This is a genomic window from Variovorax sp. 05T418, assembly GCF_056396385.1.
Genome location: NZ_JBFTLJ010000025.1, coordinates 1 through 13,328, shown reverse-complemented (window position 1 = coordinate 13,328; position 13,328 = coordinate 1). Strand labels below are relative to the sequence as shown.

Below are 13,328 nucleotides of genomic sequence, written 5' to 3'. Positions count from 1 at the left end.
GTTAGTTCTGACAAGTTGGGGCGATGGTAATGGGCGTCAACGGGCGCGCGGCTGACGCGGCGCCCCGCGAGCGTACGGAGAAAAAATGCAACGCCGGCGTCCGGACGGCTTCAAAGCAGCGGCGCGGCCGGACGCAAACGCACCATCCATGCCACCAGCAACGCCGGAAACTGGACGATGGCGGCGTTGTACTGCCCCACCGCCAGGTTGAACTGGCTGCGTGCGATTTCCGCGGCGGCCGAAGGCTCGGGCCAGGCCATGGGTTCCAGTGTGCCGGAGGCCGAACCGGCACCGGCGCCGGCCGGCAGCAGCGGCGCCGGCCGCGAGAGCGTTCCGTCCGCCTCGAAGACCGTCACCGCGTCCGGATGCTGGCGCTGCCAGGCCGTGATCAGCACCTGCAGCGCCGTGGCCAGCGCGGCCATGCCGCCGGGGTCGAGCGGATGCAGGCGGGTGGCGCCAAGCAGGGTCGCAAGCTGGTTGGTGGCGGCCTGCAGCGGCGCCACGGCCGACGAATGGCTGGACGCGTCCTTTTCCGGCAGGGCGGCCGTGATGCTGGCCTGGACGAAGTCCAGCTGCTTCCGCAGGGCCGCGTCGAGCGTCGCATAGGCCTGGAGCACGGCCGCGCGCAGCCGCACGAGCCGGTTGTACGCGCCCACGAACCAGAACAGCAGCACGGCAATGACGATCCAGCCGACCATCGAATCGGGCAACACGCTCATCGGCAAAAACGCCTCGCAATGGACAACTCAAAGAAAAACGCCCCCCAACCGGGGGCGGTCGGGGGGCGTCGGATACCGGTCATGGCCGGTGATGCTAACCAGTTATTCGGACGCGGCGCCTTCGCTGGCGTCGGCCGTGGTGGAAACATCGCTGGTCGAACCGGCCAGTTCGGCGGCTTCGGATTCGGCGATGGCGCGGCGCTCGGCCTCGTCCATCTGATCCTTGGCCTTGCGCGCCTGGTGGTAGGCCATGCCGGTGCCCGCGGGGATCAGGCGGCCGACGATGACGTTTTCCTTCAGGCCGCGCAGCTCGTCGCGCTTGCCCATGATCGCGGCTTCGGTCAGCACGCGCGTCGTTTCCTGGAACGAAGCGGCAGAGATGAACGAGTCGGTCGACAGCGACGCCTTCGTGATACCCAGCAGCAGGTTGGTGAACGTCGCGGGGATCTTGCCTTCGGCGCGCAGGGCGTCGTTGGTGTTGAGCATTTCGCTGCGTTCGACCTGTTCGCCGGAGATGTAGCCGGTCTCGCCGATGTTGTCGACCACGACGCGGCGCAGCATCTGGCGAACGATCACCTCGATGTGCTTGTCGTTGATCTTCACACCCTGCAGGCGGTACACGTCCTGAACTTCGTCCACGATGTAGCGCGCGAGTTCTTCCGAACCCAGCAGGCGCAGGATGTCCTGCGGGTCCGCCGGGCCGTCGACCACGCTTTCGCCCTTGTTCACCACCTGGCCTTCGTGCACCAGGATGTTCTTTTCCTTCGGCACGAGGTCTTCCCAGACGGTGCCTTCGGGATCGGTGATCTGCAGGCGGATCTTGCCCTTGGTTTCCTTGCCGAACGACACGGTACCGGTCATTTCGGCCAGCATGCCCTTGTCCTTCGGCGAACGGGCTTCGAACAGCTCGGCAACGCGCGGCAGACCGCCGGTGATGTCGCGGGTCTTCTGGCCTTCGACCGGAATACGCGCCAGCACTTCGCCCGGGCCCACGTCCTGGCCGTCGCGGATCTGCACCAGGGCGCCGATCGGGAAGCCGATCGTCACCGAGTGGTCGGTGCCCGGGATCTTCACTTCGGCGCCGGAGGCGTCGATGAGCTTCACCTGCGGGCGCACGACCTTGGCAGCGCCGCGGCGCTTCGGATCGATCACGACCAGGGTCGACAGGCCGGTCACTTCGTCCACCTGCTTGGCGACGGTGAGGCCTTCTTCCACGTTCTCGAACTGCGTCTTGCCGGCGAATTCCGTGATGATCGGGCGCGTCAGCGGATCCCAGTTGGCGAGCACGTGGCCGGCCTTGATCTGCTGGTCGGCCTTGACCGCCAGGATCGCGCCGTACGGCACCTTGTGGCGTTCGCGCTCACGGCCGTGTTCGTCATGGATGACGATCTCGCCCGAACGTGCAATCACCACCAGCTCGTTCTTGCTGTTGGTCACGTAGCGCATCGTGGCGTTGAAGCCGATCACGCCGTTGGACTTGGCTTCGACGCTCGAGGCCACCGCCGCACGCGATGCCGCACCACCGATGTGGAAGGTACGCATCGTGAGCTGCGTGCCGGGTTCGCCGATGGACTGCGCAGCGATCACACCGACGGCTTCGCCGATGTTGATCAGGCCGCCGCGGCCCAGGTCGCGGCCGTAGCAGGTCGCGCAGATGCCGAAGCGGGTTTCGCAGGTCAGCGCGGTACGCACCTTGACCTCGTCGACGCCTTGCGCCTCGAGCTCTTCGATGTTGTCCTCGTCGAACATCTCGCCGGCCTTCAGCAGCACCGAGCGGTTTTCCGGGTGCAGCACGTCGTCGGCCGCCGAGCGGCCGAGGATACGGTCGCGCAGCGATTCGATGACTTCACCGCCTTCGACGATGGCGCGCATCAGGTAGCCGCCGTGCGTGCCGCAGTCCTGCTCGGTCACGACCAGGTCTTGCGTCACGTCGACCAGGCGGCGGGTCAGGTAGCCCGAGTTCGCCGTCTTCAGCGCCGTGTCGGCCAGGCCCTTTCGGGCACCGTGGGTGGAGATGAAGTACTCCAGCACGTTCAGGCCTTCGCGGAAGTTCGCGGTGATGGGCGTCTCGATGATCGAGCCGTCCGGCTTGGCCATCAGGCCGCGCATGCCGGCCACCTGGCGGATCTGCGCTGCGGAACCGCGGGCGCCGGAGTCGGCCATCATGTAGATGGAGTTGAACGACTCCTGCTCCACTTCCTTGCCGTGGCGGTCGATGACCTTCTGCTTCGAGAGCTTGGCCATCATGACCTTCGACACTTCGTCGCCGGCCTTGCCCCAGATGTCCACCACCTTGTTGTAGCGTTCGCCGGAAGTCACGAGACCGGAGACGTACTGCTGCTCGATCTCCTTCACTTCCTTGGCCGAGCGCTCGATGATGCCGTGCTTTTCAGCGGGCACCAGCATGTCGTCGATGGCGATCGAGATGCCGGCCTTGGTGGCCAGGCGGAAGCCGTTCTGCAGCAGCTTGTCGGCGAACACCACGGTCTCCTTGAGGCCGCACTTGCGGAACGAGACGTTGATGAGCTTGGAGATTTCCTTCTTCTTCAGCGCCTTGTTGATGTTCGAGAACGGCAGGCCCTTGGGCAGGATCTCGGACAGCAGCGCACGGCCCACGGTGGTGTCCACCAGCGAGGTCGACGGCGTGAATTCGCCGGTTTCCTTGTCCTTGGTGTATTCCGTGATGCGCACTGCCACCTTGGCGGTGAGTTCGACTTCGTTGGCGTCGAGCGCGCGCTGCACTTCACCGATGTCGGAGAAGATCAGGCCCTCGCCCTTGCCGTTGATGCGGTCGCGGGTCGTGTAGTACAGACCCAGCACCACGTCCTGCGAAGGAACGATCGACGGTTCGCCCGAAGCCGGGAACAGCACGTTGTTGGAGGCCAGCATCAGCGTGCGGGCTTCCATCTGCGCTTCCACCGACAGCGGCACGTGGACGGCCATCTGGTCGCCGTCGAAGTCGGCGTTGAAGGCCGCGCAGACCAGCGGGTGCAGCTGGATCGCCTTGCCTTCGATCAGGATCGGCTCGAACGCCTGGATGCCCAAACGGTGCAGCGTAGGCGCACGGTTCAGCATGACCGGGTGTTCCTTGATCACTTCTTCCAGGATGTCCCAGACCACCGGCGTGCCCGATTCGACTTCCTTCTTGGCAGCCTTGATCGTGGTCGCGATGCCCATGGCTTCCAGGCGCGAGAAGATGAAGGGCTTGAACAGCTCGAGCGCCATCAGCTTGGGCAGGCCGCACTGGTGCAGCTTGAGCGTCGGGCCCACCACGATGACCGAACGGCCCGAGTAGTCGACGCGCTTGCCCAGCAGATTCTGGCGGAAGCGGCCGCTCTTGCCCTTGATCATGTCGGCGAGCGACTTGAGCGCGCGCTTGTTGGCGCCCGTCATGGCCTTGCCGCGGCGGCCGTTGTCCAGCAGCGAGTCGACTGCTTCTTGCAGCATCCGCTTTTCATTGCGAGCAATGATTTCCGGAGCCTTGAGTTCCAGCAGGCGGCGCAGGCGCGAATTGCGGTTGATCACACGCCTGTACAGGTCGTTCAGGTCGGAGGTCGCGAAGCGGCCGCCGTCCAGCGGCACCAGCGGACGCAGGTCCGGCGGCAGCACGGGCAGCACGTCGAGCACCATCCACTCGGGCTTGATGCCCGACTTGCGGAAGGCTTCCAGCACCTTCAGGCGCTTGGAGTTCTTCTTGACCTTGACTTCGGAGCCGGTCAGGTCGCCGCGCAGGCGTTCGATCTCGCTGTCGAGTTCGATGCCTTCGAGCAGGTCCTTGATGCCTTCGGCGCCCATCTTGGCGACGAACTCGTCGCCGTATTCCTTGCGCTTCGCGTCATAGTCGTCCTCGGACATGATGCCGAACTTCTTCAGCGGGGTCATGCCGGGGTCGGTGATCACGTAGGCTTCGAAGTACAGCACGCGTTCGATGTCGCGCAGCGTCATGTCGAGCACCAGGCCCAGGCGCGACGGCAGCGACTTCAGGAACCAGATGTGCGCGCAGGGCGCGGCCAGGTCGATGTGGCCCATGCGCTCGCGGCGCACCTTGGTCTGCGTGACTTCGACGCCGCACTTCTCGCAGATCACGCCGCGGTGCTTCAGGCGCTTGTACTTGCCGCACAGGCACTCGTAGTCCTTGATGGGGCCGAAGATCTTGGCGCAGAAGAGGCCGTCGCGCTCGGGCTTGAAGGTGCGGTAGTTGATCGTCTCGGGCTTCTTCACCTCGCCGAAAGACCACGAACGGATCTTCTCGGGCGAAGCCATGCCGATCTTGATGGCATCGAAATGCTCATCAGGGGTGAATTGCTTGAACAGGTCGAGTAGCGATTTCATAAGACTCTTTCCCTTTTCAAATTAAGAACGCTCGAGCTCGATGTCGAGCCCCAGCGAACGAATTTCCTTGACCAGCACATTGAACGATTCCGGCATGCCGGCTTCGATGGAGTGTTCGCCCTTGACGATGCTCTCGTACACCTTGGTACGGCCTTGCACGTCGTCGGACTTCACCGTCAGCATTTCCTGCAGCACGTAGGCGGCGCCGTAGGCTTCCAGCGCCCACACTTCCATTTCGCCGAAACGCTGGCCGCCGAACTGCGCCTTGCCGCCCAGCGGCTGCTGGGTGACGAGCGAGTACGGTCCGGTCGAACGGGCGTGCATCTTGTCGTCCACCAGGTGGTGCAGCTTCAGGAAGTGCATGTAGCCGACGGTGACGGGACGCTCGAACTGGTCGCCGGTGCGGCCGTCGTACAGGTAGGCCTGCGTGCGCGTCTCGGTCAGGCCCTTGAGCTTGGCGATGTCGTCCGGATAGGCGAGCTTCAGCATGCCGCGGATTTCCTCTTCCGAGGCGCCGTCGAACACCGGCGTGGCGAAGGTCGCACCGCTCTGCAGGTTGGCTGCCATGGCGAGCACGTCGGAGTCGCTCAGCTGGCTGAGGTCTTCCGGACGGCCCGAGCCGTTGTACAGCTGCTCCATGAACTTGCGCAGCTCGGCCACCTTGGCCTCCTGCTGCAGCAGGTCGCCGATGCGGTGGCCGATGCCCTTGCCGGCCCAGCCCAGGTGCACTTCGAGCACCTGGCCCACGTTCATCCGCGAAGGCACGCCCAGCGGATTCAGGCAGATGTCGCACGGCGTGCCGTCGGCCATGTGGGGCATGTCTTCGACCGGAACGATCTTCGACACCACACCCTTGTTGCCGTGGCGGCCGGCCATCTTGTCGCCGGGTTGCAGGCGGCGCTTGACGGCCAGGTAGACCTTGACCATCTTGAGCACGCCCGCGGGCAGCTCGTCGCCCTGCGTGAGCTTCTTGCGCTTTTCCTCGAACGCGAGGTCGAAGCTATGGCGCGTCTGCTCCAGCGAGTTCTTGATCGACTCGAGCTGCGTGGCCACTTCGTCGTCCGCCGGGCGGATGTCGAACCAGTGGAACTTCTCGACCGACGACAGGTAGGCCTTGTCGAGCTTGGTGCCCTTGGCCAGCTTGTTCGGGCCGCCGTTGGCAACCTTGCCGGTCAGGAGCTTCTCGATACGGTCGAACGCGTCGGCTTCGACGATGCGAAGCTGGTCGTTCAGGTCGAGGCGGAAGCGCTTGAGCTCGTCGTCGATGATCTGCTGGGCGCGCTTGTCGCGCGTGATGCCTTCGCGGGTGAACACCTGCACGTCGATCACGGTGCCTTGCGAGCCCTGGTCCACGCGCAGCGAGGTGTCCTTCACGTCGGAAGCCTTCTCGCCGAAGATGGCGCGAAGCAGCTTCTCTTCTGGCGTCAGCGTGGTCTCGCCCTTCGGCGTGACCTTGCCCACCAGCGTGTCGCCCGGCTGCACTTCGGCACCCACGTAGATGATGCCGGACTCGTCCAGGCGGTTGAGCTGCTGCTCGGCCAGGTTCGGGATGTCGCGCGTGATTTCCTCGGCACCGAGCTTGGTGTCGCGGGCCATCACCACCAGTTCCTCGATGTGGATCGAGGTGTAGCGGTCTTCCGCGACGACGCGTTCCGAGATCAGGATCGAGTCTTCGAAGTTGTAGCCGTTCCAGGGCATGAACGCGATCAGCATGTTCTGGCCGAGGGCCAGTTCGCCGAGGTCGGTCGATGCACCGTCGGCCACCACGTCGCCCTTGGCGATCTTGTCGCCGCGCTTGACGATCGGGCGCTGGTGGATGTTGGTGTTCTGGTTCGAACGCTGATACTTGATCAGGTTGTAGATGTCCACACCGACTTCACCGGCTGCCGCTTCGGCGTCGTTCACGCGCACCACGATGCGGGTCGCGTCGACGTAATCGACGATACCGCCGCGGGTGGCCGTGACCACGGTGCCGGAGTCGACCGCGGAGACGCGCTCGATACCGGTGCCGACCATCGGCTTCTCGGGGCGCAGCACGGGCACCGCCTGGCGCTGCATGTTGGCGCCCATCAGCGCGCGGTTCGCGTCGTCGTGCTCGAGGAAGGGCACGAGCGAGGCAGCCACCGACACGATCTGTGCGGGCGACACGTCCATGTACTGGATGCGCTCGGCACCCACCAGGATCGATTCGCCGGCTTCACGCGCGGAAACCAGGTCGCCGGTCAGCTTGCCTTCCTTGTCCAGGACCGCATTGGCCTGGGCGATGACGTACTTGCCTTCCTCGATGGCCGACAGGTAGTCGATCTCGTTGGTGACCTTGCTGTCGACCACGCGGCGGTACGGCGTCTCGATGAAGCCGTATTCGTTCAGGCGGGCGTACAGGGCCAGCGAGTTGATCAGGCCGATGTTCGGGCCTTCAGGCGTTTCGATCGGGCACACGCGGCCGTAGTGGGTGACGTGCACGTCGCGCACTTCGAAGCCGGCACGCTCGCGCGTCAGACCGCCCGGGCCAAGGGCCGACACGCGGCGCTTGTGGGTGATTTCGGACAGCGGATTCGTCTGGTCCATGAACTGCGACAGCTGCGAGGCACCGAAGAACTCCTTCAGCGCGGCCGAGATCGGCTTGCTGTTGATCAGGTCGTGCGGCATCAGCGGCTCTTGCTCGGCCTGGCCCAGACGTTCCTTCACGGCCTTCTCGATGCGGGCGAGGCCGGTGCGGTACTGGTTCTCGGCCAGTTCGCCCACGCAACGCACGCGGCGGTTGCCCAGGTGGTCGATGTCGTCGACTTCGCCGTTGCCGTTGCGCAGGTCCACGAGGATCTTGACCACGGCCAGGATGTCTTCGTTGGTCAGCACCATCGGGCCGGTCGATTCGTCGCGGCCGACCTTGGCGTTGAACTTCATGCGGCCCACGCGCGACAGGTCGTAGGTGTCCGGGTTGTAGAACAGGCGCTGGAACAGGGCCTGCACCGCGTCTTCCGTCGGCGGCTCGCCGGGGCGCATCATGCGGTAGATGGCCACGCGCGCGGCGAACTCGTCCACCGTCTCGTCGATGCGCAGGGTCTGCGAGATGTACGCGCCCTGGTCGAGTTCGTTGGTGTAGATCACCTGGATGTCCTGCACGCCGGCCGTGCGCAGCTTCTTGAGCAGTGCTTCGGTCAGCTCGTCGTTGGCCTTGGCCAGGATCTCGCCGGAGTCGGCATCGACGATGTTGCGGGCAATGACGCGGCCGACCAGGAAGTCTTCCGGCACGCTGATGTGCGTGGTGCCCGATTGCTCGAGCTCACGCGTGTGGCGTGCGGTCACTCGCTTGTCCTTGGCGACCACGACCTTGCCCGACTTGTCGGTGATGTCGAAGCGCGCGACTTCGCCGCGCAGGCGCTCGGGAACGAATTCCATCTGCGCGCCGCTGTCCATCAGGCGGAAGTTGTCGTTCACGAAGAAGTTCGCGAGGATCGATTCCGGGTTCAGGCCGATGGCCTTCAGCAGGATCGTGACCGGCATCTTGCGGCGGCGGTCGACGCGGAAGTACAGCATGTCCTTCGGGTCGAACTCGAAGTCGAGCCACGAACCGCGGTAGGGAATCACGCGGGCCGAGAACAGCAGCTTGCCCGAGCTGTGCGTCTTGCCCTTGTCGTGTTCGAAGAACACGCCCGGCGAACGGTGCAGCTGCGAGACGATCACGCGCTCGGTGCCGTTGATGATGAACGAACCCTTGTCGGTCATGAGCGGCACTTCGCCCATGTAGACCTCTTGTTCCTTCACTTCCTTGACCACCTTCGACTGCGAGGTCGACGATTCGCGGTCATAGATGATGAGCTGGACCTTGGCGCGCACGGCCGACGCGAAGGTCAGGCCGCGGGTCTGGCACTCGCGCACGTCGAAAGCCGGCTTCGCGAGGTTGTACTCGAGGAACTTCATCTCGACAAAACCGTTGTGCGAGACGATCGGGAAGGCAGCGTCGAACGCGGCCTGCAGGCCTTCGACGGTGCGCTGTTTGGGAGGAATGCCGGCTTGCAGGAACGCGGTGTACGCGTCTTTCTGCATCTGCAGCAGGTAGGGGATTTCTACGACGCTGTCGCGATTGCCGAAACTTTTTCGGATGCGCTTGCGTTCGGTGTAACTGTACGCGGACGATTGGGCCATGAGAGCTCCGGAGCTTGAGATCTTCAGCGACTTGTCAGCGGTGCCGGGCGAACGGCACCACTGCTTGGCGGCTGGCCACTACCAGCCGTTGGCGGACAGCGATGCGTTGCACATCGCCCGAACCAAGGGGTCTTCTGCAGTCGGGGTCAGAAGACACTCGAAAACCGTCTTTTTTCCGGTTTTCGGGTGCGCTCTGAAAGCGGCAAAGGCTGGAGGGCCTTTTCAGGCACCTCCAGCCCTCTGGCGGGTCTGAATTACTTCAGTTCCACCTTGGCGCCGGCGTCTTCCAGCTTCTTCTTGGCGGCTTCAGCGTCAGCCTTCGACAGGCCTTCCTTGACAGCCTTGGGAGCGGCTTCCACCAGGTCCTTGGCTTCCTTGAGGCCCAGGCCGGTGATTTCGCGCACGGCCTTGATCGCCGAAACCTTGTTCGCGCCTGCATCCATCAGCATGACGTTGAACTCGGTCTGCTCTTCGGCCACGGCAGCGGCAGCACCACCACCAGCGCCGGCGGGGGCAGCCATTGCAGCGGCGCTCACGCCGAACTTCTCTTCGATGGCTTTCACCAGGTCGTTGAGTTCCAGGACCGTCATGCTGTCGAGCGCGGTCAGAAATGCGTCTTTATCGAATGCCATTTTTGTTTCCTAACAATTGGGTTGAATATTTCAAACGCAAGGCTCAAGCAGCCTGCGCTTCTGCCGGTGCATCGGCGGGTGCAGCTTCGCCACCACCGCGCTTCTCGGCCAGCGCCGCGAGCACGCGGGCGGTACGAGAGATCGGGGACTGCATCAAGCCCAGCAATTGCGCCAGCAGCACTTCCTTGGAAGGGATGTTGGCCAGCTGCTTCACGCCGTTCACGTCCAGGGCCTTGCCACCGAATGCGCCGCCGCGAATCACCAACTTGTCGTTGGTCTTCGCGAAATCGGCCACCACCTTGGCGGCGGCCACTGCGTCTTCGGAAAAGCCATAGATCAGCGGGCCGGTCATCTGGTCGCCAACGATCTCAAATGCGCTACCAGCCACAGCACGGCGTGCCAGCGTGTTCTTCAACACGCTGAGGGTCACACCCTTGCTGCGAGCTTCGCTGCGCAGTTTGGTCATATCGGCCACCGTGATGCCACGGTATTCCGCCATCACGAGCGTTTGAGCTTTAGCGGCGAGGCTGGTCACATCACTGATGACCGCTTCTTTCTCACTGCGATTCAGACTCAAGGTCTACTCCTTTTAATGCGACCTTCGGCCGGGGCCTCGGATCGCGCTTCATGCAGCGACCAACTGTCAGGAACAAAAATCAAATTCCTTGCAGTGGGGTCGCCATCTGCGCTGGATACCGGAAGGATCGATCCGGCGATTAAGTGCAGCGCCCTGCACACCAGCGGTCTTGGATGGCTCGCAGCAACCGGAGCTGCCGCGACCCACCACATCTGCCCTCTCCTTGCGGATCGGGCAAATCTTTCTTTAGCTCGCCGCGATGGTCTGCGTGTCCACGCGGACACCCAGGCCCATGGTCGACGACACAGCCACCTTGCGCAGGTACACGCCCTTGCTGGTCGCCGGCTTGGCCTTGACCAGAGCGTCGATCAGCGCGGCGAGGTTGCCCTGCAGCTTGTCGTTGTCGAACGAGCGGCGGCCGATCGTGCCGTGCACGATGCCGGCCTTGTCGACGCGGAACTGGACCTGGCCAGCCTTGGCGTTCTTCACGGCCGTGGCGACGTCCGGGGTCACCGTGCCAACCTTGGGATTGGGCATCAGGCCGCGCGGGCCGAGGATCTGGCCGAGCGTACCGACCACGCGCATCGCGTCAGGAGCGGCAATCACGACGTCGAAAGGCATGTCGCCAGCCTTGACCATGGCAGCCAGGTCGTCCATGCCGACGATGTCGGCGCCGGCGGCCTTGGCTTCTTCAGCCTTGGCGCCCTGGGCGAACACAGCCACGCGCTTGGTCTTGCCGGTGCCGTTGGGCAGCACGACGGCGCCACGCACGACCTGGTCCGACTTCTTCGCGTCGATGCCCAGCTGCACGGCCACGTCGATCGATTCGTCGAACTTGGCGGTGGCGGCTTCCTTCACGATGCCGATTGCGTCAGCCAGCGGGTACAGCTTGTTGCTGTCGACCTTGCCTGCGAGCGCTTTTTGCTTCTTGGTGATCTTGGCCATTTACACGCCCTCCACATTCACGCCCATCGAACGGGCAGAGCCGGCGATGGTGCGAACTGCTGCGTCCAGGTCGGCGGCAGTCAGGTCCTTCATCTTGGTCTTGGCGATCTCTTCGAGCTGTGCGCGCGTGATCTTGCCGACCTTGTCGGTGTGCGGACGGGCCGAGCCCTTGTCCAGCTTGATGGCCTTCTTGATCAAGGTGATCGCCGGCGGCGTCTTGATGATGAAGGTGAAGCTCTTGTCAGCGAACGCGGTGATGACCACCGGCAGCGGCAGACCAGGCTCGACGCTCTGGGTCTGCGCGTTGAACGCCTTGCAGAACTCCATGATGTTCAAACCACGCTGGCCCAGTGCGGGACCGATGGGTGGTGACGGGTTGGCCTTACCAGCTGGCACTTGCAGCTTGATGAAGCCGACGATTTTTTTCGCCATGCTTTGCTCCTTGCGGGTGATATCGCCTTGGCTTTCGCCGCGGCTCCCCGGGGTTGAACGACTCTTCGATCAAGGCCGCGCGCCGAGTCGGACAACGCGCAGCCGGGAATGGTTCCGGTCCGGGGACCGGCGGGGCTCAGGTCTTCTCGACCTGGCTGAACTCGAGCTCCACGGGTGTCGCGCGGCCGAAGATCATGACCGACACGCTGACCTTGCTCTTTTCGTAGTTGACTTCCTCGACGGTGCCGTTGAAGTCGGTGAACGGGCCTTCCTTGACGCGCACGAATTCGCCGACGGTGAACTCGACCTTGTGGCGCGGCTTCTCGGTGCCCTGCTGCATCTGGCTGACGATGCCTTCGACCTCTTTCTGCGAGATCGGGGCCGGACGGTTCTTGGCGCCGCCAACGAAGCCCGTCACCTTGTTGGTGTGCTTCACCAGGTGCCAGCTCTCGTCGTCCATGATCATTTCGACCAGCACGTAGCCCGGGAAGAAGCGGCGCTCGGTGGTGCGCTTCTGGCCGTTCTTGATCTCGACCACTTCCTCGGTCGGCACCAGGATGCGGCCGAACTTGTCCTGCATGCCGGCGCGGTTGATGCGCTCGATGATGTTGCGCTCGACGGCCTTTTCCATGCCCGAATAGGCATGCACCACGTACCAACGCAGATCGGGGTTGGCGGCGGGAGCCAGCACGGAGGTGTTTTCTTCCTCGGGGCTGCTCGGCGTGGTTTCAACTACGTCGTCGGTCATTTATTTTCTCCAGCCCAGAATGAGGTCGAAAAACACCCATTCGAGCGTCTTGTCGGTGAGCCAGAGGAAAACGGACATGACGGCCACGAAGGCAAACACGTAAGCCGTCATCTGCATGGCTTCCTTGCGGGTCGGCCAGACGACTTTCTTGACCTCGCGCCACGAGTCGCGGCCGAAAGCCCACAACTGACGGCCATTCTCCGAACTGCCGAAGGCACCCACGGCCGCGGCCAGGCCGACCAGCAGCGCAGCCCATTGCACCAGCGAGCCCTGGCGCGCCAGCAGGTAGAACGCCACGATGGCGCCCACTGCCAGCACCACCGACGCGGCCAATTTGGCCTTGTCGGCACCCGTGCTCACGGTTTCGATTTGAGAAGTGGCCATGTTCGGCTGATTTCCTGCGGCCTTTCGGCCTTCAATTCAATGCGCCTTCTTGAGACGCCGAAGCCCATCGGGTCACGATGGGCTTTTTTAGCCTCCCATCGGGTCAACGATGGACTTTTTTAGCCCCCCCATCGGGTCAGCGACGGGGTTTTTCGGAGGTGCCACCTAAGTGGCAGGGGCAGTAGGAATCGAACCTACAACCTTCGGTTTTGGAGACCGACGCTCTGCCAATTGAGCTATACCCCTCCGGTACTCTTTGCTCGGCTTAGATGTCGAGGATCTTTGCCACGACGCCCGAACCCACGGTGCGGCCGCCTTCGCGGATGGCGAAGCGCAGGCCTTCTTCCATCGCGATCGGGTTGATCAGCTTCACGGTGATGCTGACGTTGTCGCCAGGCATGACCATTTCCTCC

10 protein-coding genes and 1 tRNA gene are annotated in these 13,328 nt (G+C 63.6%); all 11 read right to left on the bottom strand.

Going from position 1 to position 13,328, the window contains the following annotated elements:
* Positions 1–110: 110 nt before the first annotated feature.
* Positions 111–719: a LemA family protein gene (locus AC1DMS_RS30065; protein WP_012745753.1), complete on the bottom strand. Its 609-nt coding sequence runs from the start codon at positions 717–719 to the stop codon at positions 111–113.
* Between the two features lie 102 nt (positions 720–821).
* Positions 822–5,051, bottom strand: a complete 4,230-nt coding sequence (gene rpoC, locus AC1DMS_RS30060) for a DNA-directed RNA polymerase subunit beta' (RefSeq protein WP_012745752.1) — start codon at positions 5,049–5,051, stop codon at positions 822–824.
* A gap of 21 nt (positions 5,052–5,072) precedes the next feature.
* On the bottom strand, positions 5,073–9,197 hold the full coding sequence (rpoB, locus tag AC1DMS_RS30055) for a DNA-directed RNA polymerase subunit beta (protein WP_012745751.1): 4,125 nt from the start codon (positions 9,195–9,197) through the stop codon (positions 5,073–5,075).
* Between the two features lie 254 nt (positions 9,198–9,451).
* The gene (gene rplL, locus AC1DMS_RS30050; RefSeq protein WP_012745750.1) at positions 9,452–9,829 is read right to left on the bottom strand and encodes a 50S ribosomal protein L7/L12; all 378 of its coding nucleotides are present in this window, start codon (positions 9,827–9,829) and stop codon (positions 9,452–9,454) included.
* A gap of 43 nt (positions 9,830–9,872) precedes the next feature.
* Complete coding sequence (gene rplJ / locus AC1DMS_RS30045) at positions 9,873–10,406, bottom strand: 50S ribosomal protein L10 (protein ID WP_012745749.1); 534 nt, start codon at positions 10,404–10,406, stop codon at positions 9,873–9,875.
* Between the two features lie 246 nt (positions 10,407–10,652).
* Positions 10,653–11,351 (bottom strand): 50S ribosomal protein L1, encoded by a 699-nt coding sequence (gene rplA, locus AC1DMS_RS30040; protein ID WP_012745748.1) that lies wholly within the window; start codon positions 11,349–11,351, stop codon positions 10,653–10,655.
* Positions 11,352–11,783, bottom strand: coding sequence for a 50S ribosomal protein L11 (gene rplK, locus AC1DMS_RS30035; RefSeq protein WP_012745747.1), 432 nt, complete (start codon positions 11,781–11,783; stop codon positions 11,352–11,354).
* A gap of 136 nt (positions 11,784–11,919) precedes the next feature.
* Positions 11,920–12,531, bottom strand: a complete 612-nt coding sequence (gene nusG, locus AC1DMS_RS30030) for a transcription termination/antitermination protein NusG (protein WP_012745746.1) — start codon at positions 12,529–12,531, stop codon at positions 11,920–11,922.
* Complete coding sequence (secE, locus tag AC1DMS_RS30025) at positions 12,532–12,915, bottom strand: preprotein translocase subunit SecE (RefSeq protein ID WP_012745745.1); 384 nt, start codon at positions 12,913–12,915, stop codon at positions 12,532–12,534.
* A 170-nt stretch (positions 12,916–13,085) separates the two neighbouring features.
* Positions 13,086–13,161 (bottom strand) — tRNA-Trp (locus AC1DMS_RS30020).
* A 19-nt stretch (positions 13,162–13,180) separates the two neighbouring features.
* Positions 13,181–13,328: EF-Tu C-terminal domain-related protein (locus AC1DMS_RS30015; protein ID WP_478182086.1), on the bottom strand; the 148-nt coding region annotated here is incomplete at its 5' end.